This window comes from Pseudomonas sp. B3(2017) (assembly GCF_002113595.1).
Classification (GTDB): Bacteria; Pseudomonadota; Gammaproteobacteria; order Pseudomonadales; family Pseudomonadaceae; genus Aquipseudomonas; species Aquipseudomonas ekonensis.
Map to the genome: position 1 here is coordinate 317,391 of NZ_NEIU01000006.1, position 23,169 is coordinate 340,559.

The 23,169-nt window shown below is 66.0% G+C and carries 18 protein-coding genes; 11 read left to right on the forward strand and 7 right to left on the reverse strand.

What is annotated here, in order from left to right; genetic code table 11:
• Window positions 1-38: 38 nt before the first annotated feature.
• From lptF to pdxJ, 8 genes are all read left to right on the forward strand, one after another.
• Window positions 39-1,160 (forward strand): LPS export ABC transporter permease LptF, encoded by a 1,122-nt coding sequence (lptF, locus tag CAG33_RS11925; RefSeq protein ID WP_085631613.1) that lies wholly within the window; start codon window positions 39-41, stop codon window positions 1,158-1,160.
• Window positions 1,153-2,214: an LPS export ABC transporter permease LptG gene (gene lptG / locus CAG33_RS11930; protein ID WP_085578843.1), complete on the forward strand. Its 1,062-nt coding sequence runs from the start codon at window positions 1,153-1,155 to the stop codon at window positions 2,212-2,214. Before lptF ends, lptG begins: the two co-directional genes overlap by 8 nt.
• 172 nt (window positions 2,215-2,386) lie before the next feature.
• Window positions 2,387-4,183, forward strand: coding sequence for a translation elongation factor 4 (lepA, locus tag CAG33_RS11935; protein ID WP_085578845.1), 1,797 nt, complete (start codon window positions 2,387-2,389; stop codon window positions 4,181-4,183).
• Window positions 4,184-4,192: 9 nt separating this feature from the next.
• Window positions 4,193-5,047, forward strand: coding sequence for a signal peptidase I (gene lepB / locus CAG33_RS11940; protein WP_085578847.1), 855 nt, complete (start codon window positions 4,193-4,195; stop codon window positions 5,045-5,047).
• A gap of 182 nt (window positions 5,048-5,229) precedes the next feature.
• The gene (rnc, locus tag CAG33_RS11945) at window positions 5,230-5,919 is read left to right on the forward strand and encodes a ribonuclease III (RefSeq protein ID WP_085578849.1); all 690 of its coding nucleotides are present in this window, start codon (window positions 5,230-5,232) and stop codon (window positions 5,917-5,919) included.
• Window positions 5,912-6,814, forward strand: a complete 903-nt coding sequence (era, locus tag CAG33_RS11950) for a GTPase Era (RefSeq protein ID WP_085578852.1) — start codon at window positions 5,912-5,914, stop codon at window positions 6,812-6,814. The genes rnc and era overlap by 8 nt, the downstream gene beginning before the upstream one ends.
• A 167-nt stretch (window positions 6,815-6,981) precedes the next feature.
• Window positions 6,982-7,671, forward strand: a complete 690-nt coding sequence (recO, locus tag CAG33_RS11955) for a DNA repair protein RecO (protein ID WP_085578854.1) — start codon at window positions 6,982-6,984, stop codon at window positions 7,669-7,671.
• 47 nt (window positions 7,672-7,718) lie between these two features.
• Entirely contained in the window at window positions 7,719-8,462 is a 744-nt protein-coding gene (gene pdxJ / locus CAG33_RS11960; RefSeq protein ID WP_085631611.1) for a pyridoxine 5'-phosphate synthase, read from the forward strand.
• Between the two features lie 243 nt (window positions 8,463-8,705).
• On the opposite strand, the gene mltF is transcribed toward pdxJ, so the two are convergent.
• Entirely contained in the window at window positions 8,706-10,166 is a 1,461-nt protein-coding gene (gene mltF, locus CAG33_RS11965; protein WP_085578858.1) for a membrane-bound lytic murein transglycosylase MltF, read from the reverse strand.
• A gap of 286 nt (window positions 10,167-10,452) precedes the next feature.
• On the opposite strand from mltF, the gene purL reads away from it, so the two are divergent.
• The 3 genes from purL to CAG33_RS11980 all read left to right on the forward strand — a co-directional run bounded on the left by purL (window position 10,453) and on the right by CAG33_RS11980 (window position 15,253).
• Entirely contained in the window at window positions 10,453-14,349 is a 3,897-nt protein-coding gene (purL, locus tag CAG33_RS11970; RefSeq protein WP_085578860.1) for a phosphoribosylformylglycinamidine synthase, read from the forward strand.
• A 4-nt stretch (window positions 14,350-14,353) separates the two neighbouring features.
• Window positions 14,354-14,665: a YqfO family protein gene (locus CAG33_RS11975; protein WP_085578862.1), complete on the forward strand. Its 312-nt coding sequence runs from the start codon at window positions 14,354-14,356 to the stop codon at window positions 14,663-14,665.
• 291 nt (window positions 14,666-14,956) lie between these two features.
• A complete protein-coding gene (locus CAG33_RS11980; RefSeq protein WP_085578864.1) occupies window positions 14,957-15,253 on the forward strand; it encodes a hypothetical protein in 297 nt (98 codons plus the stop codon).
• A 25-nt stretch (window positions 15,254-15,278) separates the two neighbouring features.
• On the opposite strand, the gene nagE is transcribed toward CAG33_RS11980, so the two are convergent.
• The 6 genes from nagE to CAG33_RS12010 form a co-directional block, all read right to left on the reverse strand.
• Window positions 15,279-16,994, reverse strand: coding sequence for an N-acetylglucosamine-specific PTS transporter subunit IIBC (gene nagE, locus CAG33_RS11985; RefSeq protein WP_085578866.1), 1,716 nt, complete (start codon window positions 16,992-16,994; stop codon window positions 15,279-15,281).
• Between the two features lie 23 nt (window positions 16,995-17,017).
• Window positions 17,018-19,534 (reverse strand): phosphoenolpyruvate--protein phosphotransferase, encoded by a 2,517-nt coding sequence (gene ptsP / locus CAG33_RS11990; RefSeq protein WP_085638527.1) that lies wholly within the window; start codon window positions 19,532-19,534, stop codon window positions 17,018-17,020.
• Window positions 19,535-19,569: 35 nt separating this feature from the next.
• Window positions 19,570-20,592 (reverse strand): SIS domain-containing protein, encoded by a 1,023-nt coding sequence (locus CAG33_RS11995; RefSeq protein WP_139831430.1) that lies wholly within the window; start codon window positions 20,590-20,592, stop codon window positions 19,570-19,572.
• Window positions 20,573-21,679, reverse strand: a complete 1,107-nt coding sequence (gene nagA / locus CAG33_RS12000; protein ID WP_085578872.1) for an N-acetylglucosamine-6-phosphate deacetylase — start codon at window positions 21,677-21,679, stop codon at window positions 20,573-20,575. The genes CAG33_RS11995 and nagA overlap by 20 nt, the downstream gene beginning before the upstream one ends.
• Window positions 21,680-21,705: 26 nt before the next feature.
• The gene (locus CAG33_RS12005; protein WP_085578874.1) at window positions 21,706-22,437 is read right to left on the reverse strand and encodes a GntR family transcriptional regulator; all 732 of its coding nucleotides are present in this window, start codon (window positions 22,435-22,437) and stop codon (window positions 21,706-21,708) included.
• Window positions 22,438-22,832: 395 nt separating this feature from the next.
• A partial coding sequence (locus CAG33_RS12010) for a DUF6124 family protein (RefSeq protein ID WP_085589448.1) occupies window positions 22,833-23,169 on the reverse strand: 337 nt, incomplete at its 5' end.

The following is a 23,169-nucleotide window of genomic DNA, read 5'->3' on the forward strand; positions in this document are numbered from 1 at the left end:
TTCGGCCGCCTTAGCCTGACAACCCTGGAGTGTCTGGTTTGATCGTCTTCCGTTATCTGTCCCGCGAAGTCCTGTTGACCCTGAGTGCGGTGAGCGCCGTGCTGCTGGTCATCATCATGAGCGGGCGCTTCATCAAATACCTTGCCCAGGCCGCCGCCGGCCAGCTCGATCCGGGATCGCTGTTCCTGATCATGGGCTTCCGTCTGCCGGGCTTTTTGCAGCTGATCCTGCCGCTGGGCCTGTTCCTGGGGATCCTGCTGGCCTACGGCCGGCTGTACCTGGAAAGCGAAATGACCGTGCTGTCGGCCACCGGCATGAGCCAGCAGCGCCTGCTGCGCATGACCCTGTTCCCGGCGGCGCTGGTGGCGCTGGTGGTCGCATGGCTGAGCCTGAGCCTGGCTCCCCAGGGCGCCAACCAGTTCCAGCTGCTGCTGAACAAGCAGGACGCCCTGACCGAGTTCGACACCCTTGAGCCGGGCCGCTTCCAGGCGCTGCGCGACGGCACCCGGGTGACCTACACCGAAACCCTGAGCGACGACCGGGTCAACCTCGGCAGCGTGTTCATCTCGCAGAAGAACCTCGGCGCCAACCAGAAGGACCGCGGGATTTCCGTGCTGGTGGCCGAAAAGGGCCGTCAGGAAATCCGCCCGGACGGCAACCGCTACCTGATTCTCGACAACGGCTACCGCTACGACGGCAGCCCGGGCCAGGCCGACTACCGCGCCATCCACTACGAAACCTACGGCGTGCTGCTGCCCAAGCCCGACGTCAGCGAAGAGGTCACCGACCGTGACGCGATGCCGACCTCGAGCCTGCTGGGCAGCGACGACATCCGTTCGCGCACCGAACTGCAATGGCGCCTGTCGCTGCCGCTGCTGGTGTTCATCGTCACCCTGATGGCGGTGCCGCTGTCGCGGGTCAACCCGCGTCAAGGGCGTTTCCTCAAGCTGCTGCCGGCGATCCTCCTTTATATGGCTTACCTGACCATCCTGATCGCCGCCCGCGGCGCCCTCGAAAAAGGCAAGATCCCGCCGGCCCTCGGCCTGTGGTGGGTGCATGCCATCTTCCTGATCATCGGCCTCGGCCTGCTGTACTGGGAGCCGCTGCGCCTGAAGCTGGCCAGCCGCCGCGCCGCTGCGCTGGAGGTGGCCCGTGGTTAAGCTCGACCGCTACATCGGCAGCAGCGTGTTCATCGCGATCATCGCGGTGCTGGCGATCATCCTCGGCCTGGCCACCCTGTTCGCGTTCATCGATGAGATGAGCGACGTCACCGACACCTACACCTTGGTCGACGTGCTCAGCTTCGTGCTGCTGACCGCACCGCGCCGGCTCTACGACATGCTGCCGATGGCGGCGCTGATCGGCTGCCTGATCGGTCTGGGCAGCCTGGCCAGCAGCAGCGAGCTGACCGTGATGCGGGCGGCGGGCGTGTCCATCGGGCGCATCGTCTGGGCGGTCATGAAGCCGATGCTGGTGCTGATGCTGGCCGGCGTGCTGATCGGCGAGTACGTCGCGCCGGCCACCGAAAGCATGGCCCAGGCCAACCGTTCCCTGGCCCAGGGCAGCGGCGACGCGCAGAGCGCCAAGCACGGCATGTGGCACCGTCAGGGGGATGAGTTCATCCACATCAACGCCGTGCAGCCGAACGGTCTGCTGTATGGCGTGACGCGCTACCACTTCGACAAGGAGCGCCACCTGCTCAGCTCCAGCTTCGCCAAGCGTGCGGATTTCGACGGCGACCACTGGCAGCTCACCGACGTGACCACCACGCTGTTCCACGAGCGCAGCACCGAAGTCGTCAACACGCCGACCGAACGCTGGGACGTGTCCCTGAGCCCGCAACTGCTGAGCACCGTGGTCATGGCGCCGGAATCGCTGTCGATCTCCGGCCTGTGGGGCTACATCCACTACCTGGCCGAGCAGGGGCTGAGCAACGGCCGTTACTGGCTGGCGTTCTGGGTCAAGGTCTTGCAGCCGCTGGTCACCGCCGCGCTGGTGCTGATGGCGATCTCGTTCATTTTCGGCCCGCTGCGTTCGGTGACCCTCGGTCAGCGGGTGTTCACCGGCGTGCTGGTGGGCTTCACCTTCCGCATCGTGCAGGACCTGCTGGGCCCGTCGAGCCTGGTGTTCGGTTTCTCGCCGCTGTTCGCGGTGCTGGTGCCGGCGGGCGTGTGTGCCCTGGCGGGCGTCTGGCTGCTGCGTCGGGCCGGTTGATGAACGAGGTTTCATCCGCGCTTTAGCCAAGAGGACGCCCCGGTCGACAGACCGGGGCGTTTTTGCATGCAATCGGGGTGACAGGCGAACGTGACGCTTGCGCCGTGTATCAGGTACAATTCCCGGCTATTTTTCGGCGGGCCAAGCCTGCAGCCTTTTTGAGTGTTGATCCGTGAGTGATTTGAGTCATATCCGCAATTTCTCCATCATCGCCCACATTGACCATGGCAAGTCGACGCTGGCCGATCGTTTCATCCAGATGTGCGGCGGCCTGGCCGACCGCGAAATGGAAGCCCAGGTGCTGGATTCCATGGATCTGGAGCGTGAGCGCGGGATCACCATCAAGGCCCACAGCGTCACCCTGTACTACAAGGCCAAAGACGGCGTCACCTATCAGCTGAACTTCATCGACACCCCGGGCCACGTCGACTTCACCTACGAAGTCAGCCGTTCCCTGGCGGCCTGCGAAGGCGCGCTGCTGGTGGTCGACGCCGGCCAAGGCGTCGAGGCCCAGTCCGTGGCCAACTGCTACACCGCCATCGAGCAGGGCCTGGAGGTCATGCCGGTCCTGAACAAGATCGACCTGCCGCAGGCCGAGCCTGAGCGCGTGAAGGACGAGATCGAGAAGATCATCGGCATCGACGCCACCGACGCCGTCACCTGCAGCGCCAAGACCGGCCTGGGCGTCGACGACGTGCTCGAACGCCTGGTGAACACCATCCCTGCGCCGACCGGTGAGATCGACGCGCCGCTGCAGGCGCTGATCATCGACTCCTGGTTCGACAACTACCTGGGCGTCGTCTCCCTGGTGCGCGTGCGTCACGGCCGCGTGAAGAAGGGCGACAAGATCCTGGTGAAATCCACCGGCAAGGTGCACCTGGTCGACAGCGTCGGCGTGTTCAACCCGAAACACACCGCCACCGCGGACCTGAAGGCCGGCGAAGTGGGCTTCATCATCGCCAGCATCAAGGACATCCACGGTGCCCCGGTCGGCGACACCCTGACCCTCAGCTCGACCCCGGACGTCGAAGTGCTGCCGGGCTTCAAGCGCATCCAGCCGCAGGTCTACGCCGGTCTGTTCCCGGTCAGCTCCGACGATTTCGAGGATTTCCGCGAAGCGCTGCAGAAGCTGACCCTCAACGACTCGTCGCTGCAGTACACCCCGGAAAGCTCCGACGCCCTGGGCTTCGGCTTCCGTTGCGGCTTCCTCGGCATGCTGCACATGGAGATCATCCAGGAGCGCCTGGAGCGCGAATACGACCTGGACCTGATCACCACGGCGCCGACGGTGATCTTCGAGCTGGTGCTCAAGACCGGCGAAACGATCTACGTCGACAACCCGTCGAAGCTGCCGGACGTCTCGGCCATCGAAGACATGCGCGAGCCGATCGTGCGGGCCAACATCCTGGTGCCGCAGGAGCACCTGGGCAACGTCATCACCCTGTGCATCGAAAAGCGCGGCGTGCAGGTCGACATGCTGTTCCTCGGCAACCAGGTGCAAGTGACCTACGACCTGCCGATGAACGAAGTGGTGCTCGACTTCTTCGACCGCCTGAAATCCACCAGCCGCGGCTATGCTTCGCTGGACTACCATTTCGATCGTTACCAATCGGCTAATCTGGTGAAGCTGGACGTGCTGATCAACGGCGACAAGGTCGACGCCCTGGCGCTGATCGTGCACCGTGACAATTCGCACTTCAAAGGTCGCCAGTTGACCGAGAAGATGAAAGAGCTGATCCCGCGGCAGATGTTCGACGTGGCCATCCAGGCCGCCATTGGCGGCCAGATCGTTGCCCGGACAACCGTCAAGGCACTCAGGAAGAACGTATTGGCCAAATGCTACGGCGGTGACGTGAGCCGTAAGAAGAAGCTGCTGGAGAAGCAGAAGGCCGGTAAGAAACGCATGAAACAGGTCGGCAACGTGGAGATTCCGCAGGATGCCTTCCTCGCCGTGCTCAGGTTGGAATAATCAGGTCCTATGTCACTAAATTTCCCGCTGTTGCTGGTCATCGCCGTGTTCGTCTGCGGCCTGTTGGCGTTGCTCGATCTGTTGATCCTGGCACCGCGTCGGCGTGCTGCCATCGCTTCCTACCAGGGCAGCGTCAGCCAGCCTGACGGTGTGGTGCTGGAGAAGCTGAACAAGGAGCCGCTGCTGGTCGAGTACGGCAAGTCGTTCTTTCCGGTGCTGTTCATCGTGCTGGTGCTGCGTTCGTTCCTGGTGGAACCGTTCCAGATCCCGTCCGGCTCGATGAAACCGACCCTGGACGTCGGCGACTTCATCCTGGTGAACAAGTTCTCCTACGGCATCCGCCTGCCGGTGATCGACAAGAAGGTCATCGAGGTCGGCGACCCGCAGCGGGGCGATGTGATGGTGTTCCGCTACCCGAGCGACCCGAACGTCAACTACATCAAGCGTGTGGTCGGCCTGCCGGGCGACACGGTGCGCTACACCGCCGACAAGCGCCTGTTCGTCAACGGCGAGTCGGTGGCCGAGCAACTGGTCGGCTCCGAGCCGGGCACCCTGGGCAGCGCCGAGCTGTACAAGGAAAAGCTCGGTGCCGCCGAGCACCTGATCCGCAAGGAAATGAGCCGTTACCGCGCCACGCCGGACCGTTCGTGGACCGTGCCGGCCGGGCACTACTTCATGATGGGCGACAACCGCGACAACTCCAACGACAGCCGCTACTGGGACGATCCGAGCATTCCGAAGGATCTCCTGGGCATGGTCCCCGACCGCAACATCGTCGGCAAGGCCTTCGCGGTCTGGATGAGCTGGCCGGAACCGAAACTCAGCCACCTGCCGAACTTCTCGCGGGTCGGCCTGATCAAGTAATCACACACGGCGCTGTTGACCACAGCGCCGAATGCATTTCTGGCGCCGGCACAATCGGCCCGGGGCATGAAGCCAACGATAGTCAGGACGTTATATTTGAACACAGCGTTAATTGTTCCAGGCCTGCGCCGCAATCCGGCGATGGCGGTGGAGTCCAGCCACGAACTCAGCGTGGGTAAACCGTGAGCGTTTCTTTGAGCCGTCTGGAGCGCAAGCTCGGATACACCTTCAAGGACCAGGAACTGATGGTCCTGGCCCTCACGCACCGCAGCTTTGCCGGACGCAACAACGAGCGTCTGGAATTCCTCGGCGATGCGATCCTCAACTTCGTCGCAGGCGAGGCGCTGTTCGAGCGCTTCCCGCTGGCCCGTGAAGGCCAGCTGTCGCGTCTTCGCGCCCGGCTGGTGAAGGGCGAGACCCTGGCCGTGCTGGCCCGTGGCTTCGACCTGGGCGACTACCTGCGCCTGGGCTCCGGCGAGCTGAAGAGCGGCGGGTTCCGCCGCGAATCGATCCTGGCCGACGCCCTCGAAGCCCTGATCGGCGCGATCTACCTCGACGCCGGCATGGAAACGGCCCGCGAGCGCGTGCTGGCCTGGCTGGCCGGCGAGTTCGAGGGCCTGACGCTGGTGGACACCAACAAGGATCCCAAGACCCGTCTGCAGGAATTCCTGCAGTCGCGCAGCTGCGAACTGCCGCGCTACGAGGTGGTGGACATCCAGGGCGAGCCGCACTGCCGAACCTTCTTCGTCGAGTGCGAAGTTGTCCTGTTGAACGAAAAGAGCCGCGGGCAAGGCGTGAGCCGCCGGATCGCCGAACAGGTGGCCGCCGCCGCCGCACTGATCGCCCTGGGCGTGGAGAATGGCAATGACTGAATCAACCGCAACACGCTGTGGCTATGTCGCCATCGTCGGCCGCCCCAACGTGGGCAAGTCCACGCTGCTCAACCACATCCTCGGCCAGAAGCTGGCGATCACCTCGCGCAAGCCGCAGACCACCCGCCACAACATGCTCGGCATCAAGACCGAGGGTGACGTGCAGGCGATCTACGTCGACACCCCCGGCATGCACAAGGGCGGCGAAAAGGCCCTGAACCGCTACATGAACAAGACCGCCTCGGCGGCGCTGAAAGACGTCGACGTGGTGATCTTCGTGGTCGACCGCACCAAGTGGACCGAAGAGGACCAGATGGTGCTCGAACGCGTGCAGTTCGTGACCGGCCCCCTGATCGTCGCGCTGAACAAGACCGACCGCATCGAGGACAAGGCCGAGCTGATGCCGCACCTGTCCTGGCTGCAGGAACAGCTGCCGAATGCGCAGATCATCCCGATCTCGGCGCAGCACGGGCACAACCTCGACGCGCTGGAAAAGGTCATCGCCGACCACCTGCCGGAAAACGATCACTTCTTCCCGGAAGACCAGATCACCGACCGCAGCAGCCGTTTCCTCGCCGCCGAGCTGATCCGCGAGAAAATCATGCGTCAGCTGGGCGCCGAACTGCCGTACCAGATCACCGTGGAGATCGAAGAGTTCAAGCAGCAGGGCAAGACCCTGCACATCCACGGCCTGATCCTGGTCGAGCGCGACGGCCAGAAGAAAATCATCATCGGCGACAAGGGCGAGCGCATCAAACGCATCGGCACCGAGGCGCGCAAGGACATGGAGCTGCTGTTCGACTCCAAGGTCATGCTCAACCTGTGGGTCAAGGTGAAGGGCGGCTGGTCCGACGACGAGCGCGCACTGCGTTCGCTGGGCTACGGCGACCTGTAAGCCCTGGGCTTGCGCTGCGCCGCAACCCCTTCTGTGGGAGCGGGCTTGCCCGCGGATGCGATGGATCAGTCAAAGCGTCGGTCGACTGATACGCTGCATTTGCGGGCAAGTTCGCTCCCACAGTGATTTTGGCCATGTGAACAACCGCGTTTTCGCATAAGGTCCCCATGTCGCACACTCCGCCTCCCGCCCAGCCTGCCTACGTCCTGCATTCGCGCGCCTACCGCGAAACCAGCGCGCTGGTGGATTTCCTCACGCCGCAAGGCCGGCTGCGGGCGGTGCTGCGCGGTGCGCGGGGCAAGGCCGGCACGCTGGCGCGGCCGTTCGTGCCGCTGGAGGTCGAGTTCCGCGGGCGCGGTGAGCTGAAGAACGTCGGACGCATGGAGAGCGCCGGCACCGCCGTCTGGCTCAACGGCGAGGCGCTGTTCAGCGGCCTCTATCTCAACGAGCTGCTGATCCGTCTGCTGCCCGCCGAAGACCCGCATCCGTCGGTATTCGATCACTACGCCGCCACGCTGCTGGCCCTGGCCGAAGGCCGGCCGCTGGAGCCGCTGCTGCGTTCGTTCGAGTGGCGCCTGCTGGATGACCTGGGCTACGGCTTCGCGCTGAACACCGACATCCACGGCGAGCCTATCGCCCCGGACGGGCTCTACCGCCTGCAGGTGGACGCCGGTCTCGAACAGGTGCACCTGCTGCAGCCGGGGCTGTTCAACGGCACCGAACTGCTGGCCATGGCCGACGCCGACTGGTCGGCGCCTGGTGCGCTGTCGGCCGCCAAGCGCCTGATGCGCCAGGCCCTGGCCGTTCACCTGGGCGGCCGTCCCCTGGTCAGCCGCGAGCTGTTTCGCAAGTCCTGATCAGCCCGTATGCTGTGCGCCGAATCCCTCAATTCAGGAGCGCATCCGTGACCACCAGCAATCGCATTCTTCTCGGCGTGAACATCGACCACGTCGCCACCCTGCGCCAGGCCCGCGGCACGCGTTACCCGGATCCGGTCAAGGCGGCGCTGGACGCGGAAGAGGCGGGCGCCGACGGGATCACCGTGCACCTGCGCGAAGACCGCCGGCACATCCAGGAGCGCGACGTGCTGCTGCTCAAGGACGTGCTGCAGACCCGCATGAACTTCGAAATGGGCGTCACCGAGGAAATGATGGCGTTCGCCGAGCGCATCCGTCCGGCGCACATCTGCCTGGTGCCGGAAACCCGCCAGGAACTGACCACCGAAGGCGGCCTCGATGTGGCCGGGCAAGAGGCGCGGATCAAGGCGGCGGTGGAGCGCCTGTCGAAGATCGGCAGCGAAGTGTCGCTGTTCATCGACGCCGACGAGCGGCAGATCGCCGCCTCCAAGCGGGTGGGCGCACCGGCCATCGAACTGCACACCGGGCGCTATGCCGACGCCGAAACCCCGGCGGATGTGGCCGAGGAGCTCAAGCGCGTGGCCGACGGCGTGGCGTTCGGTCTGGCCCAGGGGCTGATCGTCAACGCCGGCCACGGCCTGCACTACCACAACGTCGAGGCGGTCGCGGCGATCAAGGGCATCAACGAGCTGAACATCGGCCATGCGCTGGTGGCCCATGCGCTGTTCGTCGGCTTCAAGTCCGCCGTGTCCGAAATGAAGGCGCTGATCCTGGCTGCCGCCAAGGCCTGAGCACCGCCGTTCCTGCCTTGTCTTGCGCTGGCCGCAATCGCCAGCAGGCTGGCTCCCACAGGGGGCTAGGGTGGAGGCAGAGTCTGCGGTAGCCGCAAGACAAGGTGGCTGCAATCGCCAGCAGGCTGGCTCCTACAGGGGGGCTAGGGTGGATGCAGAGTCTGCGGTGACAGCAAGACAAGGTGGGAGCCAGCCTGCAGGCGATTGCGTCAGTCGAGGCGCCGCTGTCGCATCAGATTGGGGTCAGAGCGGCGCAGGTTCCTGCGCCGGCTTGGACTTGTCGATGCCCGGCACGTGCAGGTTGCCCTCGGCCACTTGCGTGCCTTCAAGCTGCGGCTGGGTCACCCAGGTGAGGATGTCGTAGTAGCGGCGGATGTTCGCCACGAAGTGCACCGGCTCGCCGCCCCGGGCGTAGCCGTAGCGGGTCTTGCTGTACCACTGCTTCTGCGACAGGCGCGGCAGCATCTTCTTCACGTCCAGCCATTTGTCCGGGCTCAGGCCCTCGCGGGAGGCCAGCTTACGCGCGTCGTCGAGGTGGCCGATGCCGACGTTGTAGGCCGCCAGGGCGAACCAGGTGCGGTCCGGTTCCTGGATCGATTCGTCGAGCTGGTCCTTCATGTAGGCCAGGTACTTGGCGCCGCCCATGATGCTTTGCTTGGGATCCAGGCGGTTGGACACGCCCATGGCCTGGGCCGTGTTCTGGGTCAGCATCATCAGGCCGCGCACGCCGGTCTTGGAGGTGACCGCCGGTTGCCACAGCGATTCCTGATAGCCGATGGCGGCCAGCAGGCGCCAGTCGACCTTCTCTTTCTTGGCGTAGGTCTTGAAGTGCTGTTCGTATTTGGGCAGGCGCTGCTGCAGGTGCTGGGCGAAGGTGGTGGCGCCCATGTAGCCGAGGACGTCGACGTGGCCGTAGTAGCGGTCCTTGAGGCGCTGCAGGGTACCGTTCTTCTGGGCCTTGTCGAGGTAGGCGTTGATCTCGTTGAGCAGGCTGTTGTCTTCGCCGGCCGCCACCGCCCAGCTCTGGCTGCGGGCGTCGCCCAGGTCGAAGGCCACGCGCACGTTGGTGAAGTACACCTGGTTCATCGCCACTTCGTTGGAGTCGACCAGGGTCAGGTCGATCTGGCCTTCGTCGACCATGCGCAGCAGGTCGACCACCTCGACGGCGTCCGACTCTTCGTATTCGATGCCGGGGTACTTGCGCTTCAGCTCGGCCAATTGCTCGGCGTGGGTGCTGCCCTTGAGCACCATGATCTTCCTGCCGACCAGGTCGCCCGGTTCGGTGGGGCGCGACTGGCCGTTGCGGTAGATGACCTGCGGGGTGACTTCGAGATAGGGATGGGAGAACCGCACCTGCTTGGTGCGCTGTTCGCTGCTGACCAGGCCGGCGGCGGCCAGTACCGGCCCGTTGGGCTTGCCGACCTGGTCGAACAGGTCGTCGAGGTTGTCGGCGGTCTCGATCTTCAGCTCGACCCCCAAATCGTCGGCGAAGCGCTTCACCAGCTCGTATTCGAAGCCGGTTTCACCGCTGCGATCCTGAAAGTAGGTGGCGGGGCTGTTACGGGTGATGACCCGCAGCACGCCGTCCTCCTTTACGCGCTCCAGGGTGTTGGGTTTGTCAACACAGCCACTGAGCATCAGGAAGAGTCCGGTGGCGATCAGCCATTTGGCGTATCGCGGACGCAAAGCCGTTGGGAAAAACATGTGCGCAGTATACGCAAAGGACCGTGAGCGCCATATCTCGACAGTCGAAGGGTTGTCTGATAGAGCCCTGAAAACCGCCCGCAGCCCCACGGGAACGGGCTCTTGCGGCAATTTGTTACAGCATGGGTGGGGGCGTGTCCCGCCATGCCGGAATTTGACCTCGAAGGCAGGAACGGCGGGCTTTTCACGGGTGCTACCGTGTGTAGCGTTTCGGGTGATGTTGGAGGCGGTTTTAGGCTAGAATGCACGGCCTCAAAGCACACCCCTTCCCGAGGCTGTCCCGAAGATGTTGATCCTGCGCGGCGCTCCTGCCCTTTCTGCCTTTCGCCACAGCAAACTCCTTGAGCAACTGAGCCAGAAGGTTCCGGCTGTCAGTGGCCTGTATGCTGAATTCGCTCACTTCGCCGAAGTCACCGGCGTCCTGACCGGCGACGAACAGCAGGTGCTTGCGCGCCTTCTGAAATACGGCCCTAGCGTTCCGGTACAAGAGCCGACCGGCCGTCTGTTCCTGGTGCTGCCGCGTTTCGGCACCATCTCGCCCTGGTCGAGCAAGGCCAGCGACATCGCCCGCAACTGCGGCCTGGGCAAGGTCCAGCGCCTGGAGCGCGGCATCGCGTTCTACGTGGCCGGCCAGTTCAACGACGCCGAGGCGCAGCTGATCTCGGACGCCCTGCACGACCGCATGACCCAGATCGTCCTGGGCAACCTGGAGCAGGCTGCCGGTCTGTTCAGCCACGCCGAGCCCAAGCCGCTGAGCGCCGTCGACATCCTCGGCGGCGGCCGCGCCGCGCTGGAGAAAGCCAACACCGAGCTGGGCCTGGCCCTGGCCGAAGACGAGATCGACTACCTGGTCAACGCCTTCGTCGGCCTCAAGCGCAACCCGCACGACATCGAACTGATGATGTTCGCCCAGGCCAACTCCGAGCACTGCCGTCACAAGATCTTCAACGCCAGTTGGGACATCGACGGCGAGAGCCAGGAAAAAAGCCTGTTCGGCATGATCAAGAACACCTACCAGATGCACAGCGAAGGCGTCCTGTCGGCCTACAAGGACAACGCCTCGGTGATCGTCGGCAGCGTGGCCGGCCGCTTCTTCCCCGATCCTGAGACCCGCCGCTACGGCGCGGTGCAGGAGCCGGTGCACATCCTGATGAAGGTCGAGACCCACAACCACCCGACCGCGATCGCCCCGTTCCCGGGCGCGTCCACCGGCTCCGGCGGCGAGATCCGCGACGAAGGCGCCACCGGCCGCGGCGCCAAGCCGAAGGCGGGCCTGACCGGCTTCACCGTGTCGAACCTGCAGATCCCGGGCTTCGAACAGCCGTGGGAAGTGCCGTACGGCAAGCCTGAGCGCATCGTCAACGCCCTGGACATCATGATCGAAGGCCCGCTGGGCGGCGCCGCGTTCAACAACGAATTCGGCCGTCCGGCCCTGACCGGCTACTTCCGTACCTTCGAACAGTCGATCGCCACGCCTCACGGCGACGAAGTGCGCGGCTACCACAAGCCGATCATGCTGGCCGGCGGCATGGGCAACATCCGCGAGCAGCACGTGCAGAAGGGCGAGATCGTGGTCGGCTCCAAGCTGATCGTGCTCGGCGGCCCGGCGATGCTGATCGGCCTGGGCGGCGGCGCGGCCTCTTCCATGGCCACCGGCACCAGCTCGGCGGACCTGGACTTCGCTTCCGTGCAGCGGGAAAACCCGGAAATGGAGCGCCGTTGCCAAGAGGTCATCGACCGCTGCTGGCAGCTGGGCGACAAGAACCCGATCAGCTTCATCCACGACGTCGGCGCGGGCGGCCTGTCGAACGCCTTCCCTGAGCTGGTCAACGACGGCGGCCGCGGCGGCCGCTTCGAACTGCGCAACATCCCGAACGACGAGCCGGGCATGGCCCCGCACGAAATCTGGAGCAACGAGTCCCAGGAGCGTTACGTGCTGGCCGTAGGCCCTGCCGACTTCGATCGCTTCCAGGCGATCTGCGAGCGCGAGCGCTGCCCGTTCGCCGTGGTCGGCGAAGCCACCGCCGAACCGCAACTGACCGTCACCGACAGCCACTTCGGCAACAGCCCTGTGGACATGCCGCTGGAAGTGCTGCTGGGCAAGCCGCCGCGCATGCACCGTTCGGTGGCCCGCGAGGCTGAGCTGGGCGATGACTTCGATCCGTCGACCCTCGACGTCGCCGAGTCCATCGAGCGCGTCCTGCATCACCCGGCCGTGGCCAGCAAGAGCTTCCTGATCACCATCGGCGACCGCACCATCACCGGCCTCGTGGCCCGCGACCAGATGGTCGGCCCATGGCAGGTGCCGGTGGCCGACGTGGCCGTCACCGCCACCAGCTTCGACGTCTACACCGGCGAAGCCATGGCGATGGGCGAGCGCACTCCGCTGGCCCTGCTGGACGCTCCGGCGTCGGGCCGCATGGCCATCGGCGAAACCCTGACCAACCTCGCGGCCTCGCGCATCGGCAAGCTGTCCGACATCAAGCTGTCGGCGAACTGGATGTCCGCCGCCGGCCATCCGGGCGAAGACGCCCGCCTGTACGACACCGTGAAGGCGGTCGGCATGGAGCTGTGCCCTGAGCTGGGCATCACCATCCCGGTGGGCAAGGACTCCATGTCCATGGCCACCCGCTGGAAGGACAACGGCGAAGACAAGACCGTCACCTCGCCGATGTCGCTGATCGTGACCGGTTTCGCCCCGGTGCTCGACGTCCGCCAGACCCTGACCCCGGTGCTGCGTATGGACAAGGGCACCACCGACCTGATCCTGATCGACCTCGGCCGCGGCCAGAACCGCATGGGCGCCTCGATCCTCGCCCAGGTGCACGCCAAGCTCGGCAAGCAGGCGCCGGACGTCGACGACGCCGAAGACCTCAAGGCCTTCTTCGCGGTGATCCAGGGCCTCAACGCCGACGGTCACCTGCTGGCCTACCATGACCGCTCCGACGGCGGCCTGCTGACCACCGTGATGGAAATGGCCTTCGCCGGCCACTGCGGCCTGAACCTGAACCTGGACAGCGTCGCCGAATCCGCGGCGGAAATCCCGGCGATCCTGTTCAACGAAGAGCTGGGCGCCGTGATCCAGGTGCGCCAGGACGCCACCGCCGACATCCTCGCCCAGTTCAGCGCCGCTGGCCTTGGCGACTGCGTGTCGGTGATCGGCCAGCCGATCAACAACGGCCAGGTCAACATCGTGTTCAACGGCCAGACCGTGTTCGAAGGCCAGCGCCGCCTGCTGCAGCGCCAGTGGGCCGAGACCAGCCACCGGATCCAGCGCCTGCGCGACAACGCCGACTGCGCCGACCAGGAATTCGACGCGCTGCTGGAAGAGGACAACCCGGGCCTGAGCGTCAAGCTGAGCTTCGACGTCAACCAGGACATCGCCGCGCCTTACATCAAGAAAGGCATCCGCCCGCAAGTCGCCGTGCTGCGTGAGCAGGGCGTCAACGGTCAGGTGGAGATGGCGGCGGCGTTCGACCGTGCCGGCTTCAGCGCGATCGACGTGCACATGAGCGACATCCTCGCCGGCCGCGTCGACCTGAACGAGTTCAAGGGCCTGGTGGCCTGCGGCGGCTTCTCCTACGGTGACGTGCTGGGCGCCGGCGAAGGCTGGGCCAAGTCGGCGCTGTTCAACAGCCGCGCCCGCGACGCGTTCCAGGGCTTCTTCGAGCGCAACGACAGCTTCACCCTCGGCGTGTGCAACGGTTGCCAGATGATGTCCAACCTGCACGAGCTGATTCCGGGCAGCGAGTTCTGGCCGCACTTCGTGCGCAACCGTTCCGAGCAGTTCGAGGCGCGGGTGGCCATGGTCCAGGTCCAGGAGTCGAACTCGATCTTCCTGCAGGGCATGGCCGGTTCGCGCATGCCGATCGCCATCGCCCACGGCGAAGGCCATGCCGAATTCGAAAGCGAAGAGGCGTTGCTCGAAGCCGACCTGTCCGGTTGCGTGGCCATGCGTTTCGTCGACAACCACGGCAAGGTCACCGAAGCCTACCCGGCCAACCCGAACGGCTCGCCGCGCGGGATCACCGGCCTGACCAGCCGCGACGGCCGCGTGACGATCATGATGCCGCACCCGGAACGCGTGTTCCGCGCCGTGCAGAACTCGTGGCGTTCGGACGACTGGAACGAAGACGCGCCATGGATGCGCATGTTCCGCAACGCCCGCGTCTGGGTGAACTGAGGCCGTGCACAAGCTCGCCTTCTTTGTGCCCGACAGCCATGTGGAAACGGTGAAAACCGCCGTTTTCGCAGCCGGCGGCGGGCGCATCGGCCAGTACGACAGCTGCGCCTGGCAAGTGCTGGGCCGGGGCCAGTTCCGTGCGCTGGACGGCAGCCGGCCGTTCATCGGGCAGGTGGGCCAGGTTGAAACGGTCGAGGAATGGAAAGTCGAGCTGGTGGTGGCGGATGACCTGATCCACGCCGCCGTCGCGGCGCTCAAGGGCAGCCATCCCTACGAGACACCGGCCTATGAGGTGTGGCGGCTGGAGGATTTCTGATCCTCTGGCGGTCGAAACGAAAAACCCGCTGAACGTCCGTTCAGCGGGTTTTTGTTGCTGCGGCAAAGGTCGGATCCCCATGGAGGCTGGCGTAAGGCTGTCAGGCCTCTCGGGTTCAGGTTGCGGGCGCATCGGGCCCTCATGGATCTGTCTGGCGAAGGCGATGTCCAGATTGAAATCGCGACGCGGCGGCCGGCTTCAGCCGGCGACCTGTAATTTCTGACAGTGGCGCATTCGCCGGTTAGCGTGTCTGATGGACGTTCCTCTACGTCGGCCAGAAGGAGCTCTGTGATGGCTTCACATCATTCGGCACCCACCATCACGTCGGTGAAGGACGTCAACGGCAATGAGATCGGGCACGGGGACGCAGTCCTGCGCTCGGTGGTGACCGTCCATGGCACCGGCGCCAGAAGCGAACTCATCAGAATCTTCGACAACCAGGTGCTGGCCGGGAAAGCCTTTGCCGGCATCAACGGGCTGTGGTCGTGCCGTCTGTCCGGGCTCGATGCGGGGCGGCACAGCGTGACCGCGAAAAGCGCGACGGGCGCCTCGCCGGCCAGGCCGTTCGTCGTCAAGGCTTCCCCGTGATGCACCGCACCTGAGCGCCGCCGGTTCAGACCCTTGCGCTGACCTCGCTGCGGCTGACCAGCGCTTCGATCGCCTTGCTCAAGCCCGGCGCCCGTTCCCCGGCCAGCAAATGCCAGACGCCGTCCTCCAACTGGCTGACCCCGAGGCACCCCAGTTCCTTCAGGCGGATCTCGGACAAGCCTTTGCCGTCGGCCAGTTGCAGGCGGATCCGGGTCAGGGCGATGCAGTCCAGCTGCAGCACATTGTCACTGCCGCCCACGGCATCCAGCCATTGCAGGGCTTCAGCGGGGGCCACGGCCACGGGCCTGGGGGCCTCGACGGCCGCTGCCGCAGCGGCCATCCGGCCAGAGCCGGAGGCCGGCATCGCCAGGCGGATCTCATCGGCAATGCTGTCGGCCAGCGGCCCGACCACCACCTGCAGACTGCCGCCCTTGCCCGGACGCACCACGGCCATGGCGCCCAGCGCCTTCAGGTCAGCGTCCGAGGCCTTGTCGCGATCGACCATCTCCAGGCGCAGGCGGGTGGTGCAGGCGCCGACGGTCAGCAGGTTGGCAGCGCCGCCGAGCGCCTTGATGTAGGCCCCGGCCCGCTCGTTCTCGCCGATCGCCGCCTTGTCCGTGGCGACCGCGTCCTCACGGCCCGGCGTCTTCAGGTTGAAGCGGCGGATGCAGAAATCGAACACGGCGTAGTACACCACCGCATACGCCAGCCCTACCGGCACCACGAGCCAGCCGTTGGTTGACTTGCCCCAGCCCAGCACCATGTCGATGAAGCCGCCGGAGAAGGTGAAGCCCAGATGGATGTTCAGCGCGTTGGTGATCGCCATCGACAGCCCGGTCAGCAGCGCATGCAGCAGGTACAGCAGCGGGGCGAGGAACATGAAGGCGAATTCGATGGGCTCGGTGACGCCGGTCAGGAACGAGGTCAGGGCCATCGACAGGAAGATCCCGCCCATCACCTTGCGCCGCTCCGGCAGGGCGTTGCGGTACATGGCCAGGCACGCGGCGGGCAGGCCGAAGATCATCATCGGGAACATGCCGGTCATGAACTGGCCGCCCTTCGGGTCGCCGGCGAAGTAGCGCGACAGGTCGCCCGTGACCAGCGCCCCGGTGGCCGGGTCGGTGAAGTTGCCGAACACGAACCACGCCATGTTGTTGAGGATGTGGTGCAGGCCGGTGACGATCAGCAGGCGGTTGAACACGCCGAACACAAACGCGCCGAAGCTGCCGCTTTCCATCATCAGGCTGCCGAAGGCGTTGATGCCGTGCTGGATCGGCGGCCAGATATAGCCGAACAGCACGCCCAGGCCCACCGCCGCGAACCCGGTGACGATCGGCACGAAGCGCCGTCCGCCGAAGAACGCCAGGTACTCCGGCAGCTTGATGTCCTTGAAGCGGTTGTACAGCGCGCCGGCCATCAGGCCGCTGACGATCCCGGCAAGCATGCCCATGTTGATGCTCGGGTCGAGCACCTTGAGGGTCGAGACCATCACCAGATAGCCGATGACCCCGGCCAGCCCCGCCGTGCCGTTGTTGTCGCGGGCGAAGCCGACGGCGATGCCGATGGCGAAGATCATCGCCAGGTTGGCGAAGATCACTTGGCCGGCGTCGTGGATGATCGCGATGTTCAGCAGGTCAGTGTCGCCCAGGCGCAGCAGCAGGCCGGCGATCGGCAGGATCGCGATCGGCAGCATCAGGGCGCGGCCCAGGCGTTGCAGGCCTTCGATGAAGAGTTGGTACATGGCGTTTGTCCTTTTTGTTGTTGTCAGCGCAGCGGCCAATGTTGATGACAGGCATGGCGCACCGCCGCGGCGCTGCTCAGCTTGAGCAGGTCGTGGGCGAGGCGTCGGCATTCGGTTTCTTGCACCTGACGCACGCGGTCCTTGATCTCGCCGATCTGCACCGGGCTCACCGACAGCTCGCGCACGCCCAGCCCGACCAGCACCGGCGTCGCCAGCGGATCCGACGCCAGCGCGCCGCAGACCCCGACCCAGCGCTTGTGCACCGCCGCGCCTGCGCAGGTCATGGCGACCAGCCGCAGCAGCGCCGGGTGCAGCGCATCGACCCGCGCGGCGAGGCCCGCGTGGTCGCGGTCCATGGCCAGGGTGTACTGCGACAGGTCGTTGGTGCCGATGGAGAGGAAGTCCGCGTGCTCGGCCAGTTGTTCCGCTTGCAGCGCAGCGGCGGGGACTTCGATCATCACGCCGATCTCCGGGCGCCGGGCGATGCCCAGTTCGCCGCACAGGGCATCGACGCGCCGGCGAATGTGCAGCAGCTCGTCGACCTCGGTGACCATCGGCAACAGGATCCGGCAGCGCTCCAGCGGGCGGGTCTGCAGCAGGGCGCGCAATTGCTGGTCGAGGATCTCGGGGCGGGCCTGGGCCAGGCGGATGCCGCGCAGGCCGAGCACCGGGTTGGCTTCCGGCGGCAACGGCAGGTAATCGAGCTGTTTGTCGCCGCCGACGTCGATGGTGCGGATGATCACCGGCTTGTCGCCCATGGCGTCGAGCACGGCTTGATAGGCGGCGCGCTGTTCCTCTTCGGTCGGCGCGGTGTGGCGGTCGACGAACAGGAACTCGGTGCGCAGCAGGCCGACGCCGTCGGCGCCGTTGGCCAGGGCGTCCGCCGCCTCGGCGCTGGAGGCGACATTGGCCGCCACGTCGATGGACACGCCGTCGAAGGTCGCGGCGGGTTGGTGGGCGCGCAGCTGTTGGGCGGCACGGCGCTCTTGGCGCTCCTGGCGGATCTGCCCGACCTGCGCCAGACGCTCAGCGCCCGGCACCAACTCCAGACGGCCGCCGTCGGCATCCAGCACCACCGCTTGGCCTTGCTCCTGATCCAACAGCGCAGCGCCCAGGGCGACGAGGCAGGGCAGGCCTTTGCCCCGGGCAAGGATCGCCACGTGGGAGGTGGCGCCGCCCTCGGCCATGCACAGCCCGGCCACGCCTTGGCCGCTCAGTTGCAGCAGGTCTGAAGGCGTCAGTTCGTGGGCGGCGACGATGGCGCCGGCGGGCACGTCGTAATGCCACGCCTCGCCGAGCAGGGCGCGCAGCACCCGCTGCCGGAGGTCGCGCAGGTCGTTGGCGCGTTCGGCCAGCAGCGCGCTGCCGGTCTGTTGCAGCACCTGGCACTGCGCGTCGATGGACTGGCTCCAGGCATGGGTCGCGGCGCTGCCGCCGTCGATGGCCTGCGCAGCGGCGTCGAGCAGGGCCGGGTCTTCCAGCAGCGCCAGGTGGGCGGCGAAGATCGCTTCTTCGTCGGTGTTGCCGAGCCTTTTGGCCTGGGCGAGGGTGACGTCGATCTCCTGGCGCACCTGGTTCAGGGACGCATCGAAGGCTTGCCGTTGGCCGGCGGGATCATGGCCGCCGGCGTCGGGCGGCAGGCTGATGGCATTGAGTTTGAACAGGGGGCCGTCGACCAGCCCCGGGGCGGCGCATACGCCTTGCAGCACGCCGGCTTCGGCCGGGCGCTTGGGGGCGGAGTGGCTGGCCGGTGCCACGGCGGCGTGTCGGTCCTCCGGCAAGGCAGTGGCCAGCGCGGCGATCAAGGCTTGCAGCGCCGCGTCGGCGTCCGGCCCCTGACAGCTCACCTGCACCTCATCCTGTTCGCCGACGGCCAGCCCCATCAGGCCGATGAGGCTGTTGCACGGCGCCGACTTGCCGGCGAAGTGCAGTTGCGAGCGGCTCTGGAACCCTTGCGCGGTCTGGCGCACCAGCGCCGCCGGGCGCGCATGCAGACCGCCGCGGTGGGCGACCCGCACCTGTGCGCGCACCTCGGGGCCCTCACGCTCCTCGGTGTTCGCCGCCTGAGGCGTGCGGGCGATGATGTGCAGCAGCGGCTCGCCCACCTTCACGTGCTTGAGGGTGATCGGCCGGGCCTGGAAATCCTCGCTGTTGGTCAGGATCAGCAGGCTCACCAGGCTCTTGCAGCGGCGTGCGACCTTGTCCACGTCATAGCGCAACAGCGGCTGGCCTTTGCTCACCCGGGCGCCTTCCTTGACCAGCACGGAAAAACCTTCGCCCTGCAGCTCGACCGTGTCCAGGCCCAGGTGCAGCAGCAGTTCGGCGCCGTTGTCGGCGCGCACGGTGAGCGCATGGCCGGTGCGGGCGACATGGATCACCACGCCTGCGCACGGTGAGTGCAAGGTGTCGTTCAGCGGATCGATGGCGATGCCGTCGCCCATCGCGCCGCCGGCGAACACCGCGTCCGGGACTTTGGCGAGCGTGAGCACCGGGCCGCTGAGCGGGGCGCTTAAGGTCAGCTCTTTATTGTTGTTGTGCATGGCTCGGTCTCATCAGGAAAACGTTCGGTTCGGACTCAGTGGGTGCGCGTGACTTTGCTCAGGTGACGCGGCTGGTCCGGATCCATGCCCCGGGCCACGGCCAGGCCGGCGGCCATCACGTAGAAGCTCTGGATGGCCAGGATCGGGTCCAGGGCCGGGTGCTCGGCGCGGGTCAGGGTCAGGTCGCGTTCGAGCACGTCGTCCGGCGCGGCCAGCAGCACGCGGGCGCCGCGCTGGCGCATGTCGGCGGCCAGGCTCAGCAGGCCGGCCTGCTCGGCGCCGCGGGGGGCGAACACCAGCAACGGGTAGTTCTCGTCGATCAGGGCCATCGGGCCGTGGCGCACTTCGGCGCTGCTGAAGGCTTCGGCCTGGATCGCCGAGGTTTCCTTGAACTTCAGCGCAGCTTCCTGGGCGATGGCGAAACCGGCGCCGCGGCCGATCACCATCAGGCGCTCGCAGTCGCGCAGGGCGTCGACGGCCACGGTCCAATCTTGTTTCGCCGCCTCACGCAGGCCGGCGGGCAGCGCATTGTGGGCGTCCAGCAGTTCCGGATCCTCTTTCCAGTGGCCGATCAGCCGGGCGCTGGCGCTGAGGGTGGCGATGAAGCTCTTGGTGGCGGCGACGCTGCTTTCGGTGCCCGCCAGCAACGGCAGGCTGAACTCGCACGCGGCCTCCAGGGGCGAGGCTTCGGCGTTGACCATGGCGATGCTCAGGGCGCCGCGCTTGCGCAGCAGGCGCAGGCTGTTGACCAGGTCCGGGCTCTGGCCCGACTGGGAAAACGCGAACGCCACCTGGCCGCTGACCTTGAGCGGCGCCTGCTGCATGGTCACCACCGACATCGGCAGCGAGGCCACCGGAATGCCCAGCTGCTGCATGGTCAGGTAGGCGAAGTAGCTGGCCGCATGATCGGAACTGCCGCGGGCCACGGTCATCGCCACCTGCGGCGGCTGACGGCGCAGGCGTCCGGCGATCTCGGTCATCGCTGCGTCGAGCTGATTGAGTTGCGCCTGCACGGCTTCATGCGAGGACAGCGCCTCTTCAAGCATTTTTGAAGTCAATGTCTTCTCCTTCGACCATGACGGCGGTCAGTGTGAGCGAGCGGTCCAGCCGCACGCAGTCGGCCCAGGCCCCCGGTTGCAGGCGCCCGCGTTCGGTGATGCCGAGGTAGTCGGCGGGAAATTGCGACAGGCGCTGCGAGGCTTCGGCGATCGGCAGGCCGATCTTCACCAGGTTGCGCAGGGCCTGATCCATGGTCAGGGTGCTGCCGGCCAGGGTGCCGTCCGGCAGGCGCACGCCGCCCAGGCACTTGGTCACGGTGTGGCTGCCCAGCTTGTACTCGCCGTCGGGCATGCCGGCGGCGGCGGTGGAGTCGGTGACGCAGTACAGGCACGGGATCGAGCGCAGGGCCACGCGGATCGCACCGGGGTGCACGTGCAGCAGATCCGGGATCAGCTCGGCGAACTTCGCGTGGGCCAGCGCCGCGCCGACGATCCCCGGTTCGCGGTGATGCAGCGGGCTCATGGCGTTGTACAAGTGGGTGAAACTGGTGGCGCCGGCCTCCAGCGCCGCCACGCCTTCCTCGTAGCTGCCCAGGGTATGGCCGATCTGCAGGCGGATGCCCCGGGCGCTCAAGGCGCGGATCAGCGCATCGTGCCCGGCGATCTCCGGGGCGATGGTGATCACCCGGATTGGCGCCAGCGCCAGGTATTGCTCCACCTCGGCCATCAGCGCGGTGTGGGCGAAGTTCGGCTGGGCGCCGAGTTTGCCGGGGTTGATGTAAGGGCCTTCCAGGTGCACGCCAAGCACCCGGGCGGCGTTGTTTGGCCGCTGTTCGCAGAACGTGCCGAGCGCTTTCAGCACGCTGGCGATCTCGGCGCTCGGTGCGGTCATGGTGGTGGCCAGCAGCGACGTGGTGCCGAAGCGCACGTGGGTCTTGGTGATGGTCTCGAAGGCCACGGCGCCTTCCATGATGTCCTTGCCGCCGCCGCCGTGGACGTGCAGGTCGATGAAGCCCGGCAGCAGGTAAGGCAGGTCGTTGTCGGCCGGATCGCAGGGCACGCCCTCGATGGACACGACCTTGCCGTGTGCGTGGATCAGCCGGCCGCGGACCCAGCCGTGGGCGGTGAGGATGTTGTCTTCGGACATGTTCGGATCTCTCGTTTTGCAGCTTTTTATCGACGAAGCTCTGCAACAAAGTCGTAGTAGTCGTTGCGGCAATAGGTGTCGGTGACTTCGATGGGCGTGTTGTCTTCGAGGTAGCCGACCCGGGTCATCAGCAGCATGGCGGTGCCGGGGGCGATGCCGACCAGCGCGGCGAACTCGTCAGAGGCGTTGATCGCCTGGATGTGCTGCAGCGCCCGGACAATCGGCTTGCCGATGCCGTCGAGGTATTCGTAGAGCGAATCGCCCACGGCCTGGGGCTTGGGCATGATCGAGGCGGGCAGGGTGCTCATCTCGATGGCCATCACCGTGTCGTCGGCTTTGCGCAGGCGCTTGAGCCGCGCCACCTTGTCGTTGGGCGACAGGCCGAGGCGGATCAGTTCTTCGTGGGTCGGCAGGGTGATGTCCCGCTCCAGCCACTGCGAGCTGGGCACGAAACCCTTGAGCCTGAGCATTTCGCTGAAGCCCGACAGGCGTGACAGGGGTTGTTCGAGGCGCGGGGTGATGAAAGTGCCGGAGCCTTGCAGCCGGCGGATCAGTCCTTGGTCGAGCAGGACTTCCAGGGCCTTGCGCGCGGTCACCCGGGAAATCCCCAAGGACTCGCTTAAGTTGCGCTCCGACGGCATCGCCTGCTCGGCTTTCCACTGGCCGGCATGGATGGCCGCTTCCAGGTTGCGCGCCAGTTGCAGGTACAGCGGCGTCGGCTGGGCCTCGTCGGGGCGCAGGGCGTGGAGGTCGTTCATGGCGGTGGTTTCCGGCGCGGGTTGGGGTTGTTGTGGTGCGCTTGTGGGGCGGAAGCTAATACCACTTGAATACCATGTCAACGCACCGGATCGGCCATAAATCCAGTGGATTCGGGGTGTTTGGGCGGGGTGGTTTCAAGTGGTATTAGAGGTGGGCTTGCCGGCGCAAAAAATCGCCGTCTGCGGCCGTGTTGCGCCGGCGAGTGGTATCACCCCGGCAGGCGTTGTCGCGAAAGGTGATCGATCAAAAATATTTTTGAAGACGACCAGCGGTGGCAGGACTGAGTCTTTGTGGGAGCCAGCAGGCTGGCGATACCGGTGGGTCAGTCGAATGTGATACCGGCTGATACGTCACCATCGCCAGCAGGCTGGCTCCCACAGGGTTTTGCGTCTGGTCAAAGGGCCGCGTCGGCCTTCAGCTCCAGGCTGTCCAGCACCCGGTTCACCGCCAGTTCGCCGAGCATGATCAGCTGTGCGATGCCTTGCGCCGTATGCCGGTGCTGACCGTCCAGCAGCCCCGCAAAGTTGTTGGCCATGACCTTGGCCGAGGTCAGGGTCTCGCAGGCGTCGGCCAGCAGTTCCTCGTTGTCGGCGGCGGGTGCGATGGCGTAGAGCTTGCTGATCTTCAGCGTAGAGCCGGGGACGGCAATCGGGTTGAGGTAATGGTCGAGGGCGCGCTCGGCGGCTTCGTTGAGCTTGCGCGAGTCGGGGGATTCGTAGGGGGAGGTGGGG

Bases quoted from the DNA above. Each gene is read 5' to 3' on its own strand.
- nagA (WP_085578872.1), bottom strand. From the start codon at position 21,679: ATGTCCGAAGACAACATCCTCACCGCCCACGGCTGGGTCCGCGGCCGG.
- CAG33_RS11980 (WP_085578864.1), top strand. From the start codon at position 14,957: ATGGCTTCACATCATTCGGCACCCACCATCACGTCGGTGAAGGACGTC.
- recO (WP_085578854.1), top strand. From the start codon at position 6,982: ATGTCGCACACTCCGCCTCCCGCCCAGCCTGCCTACGTCCTGCATTCG.
- ptsP (WP_085638527.1), bottom strand. From the start codon at position 19,534: ATGCACAACAACAATAAAGAGCTGACCTTAAGCGCCCCGCTCAGCGGC.
- era (WP_085578852.1), top strand. From the start codon at position 5,912: ATGACTGAATCAACCGCAACACGCTGTGGCTATGTCGCCATCGTCGGC.
- nagE (WP_085578866.1), bottom strand. From the start codon at position 16,994: ATGTACCAACTCTTCATCGAAGGCCTGCAACGCCTGGGCCGCGCCCTG.
- mltF (WP_085578858.1), bottom strand. From the start codon at position 10,166: ATGTTTTTCCCAACGGCTTTGCGTCCGCGATACGCCAAATGGCTGATC.
- purL (WP_085578860.1), top strand. From the start codon at position 10,453: ATGTTGATCCTGCGCGGCGCTCCTGCCCTTTCTGCCTTTCGCCACAGC.
- lepB (WP_085578847.1), top strand. From the start codon at position 4,193: ATGTCACTAAATTTCCCGCTGTTGCTGGTCATCGCCGTGTTCGTCTGC.
- CAG33_RS12005 (WP_085578874.1), bottom strand. From the start codon at position 22,437: ATGAACGACCTCCACGCCCTGCGCCCCGACGAGGCCCAGCCGACGCCG.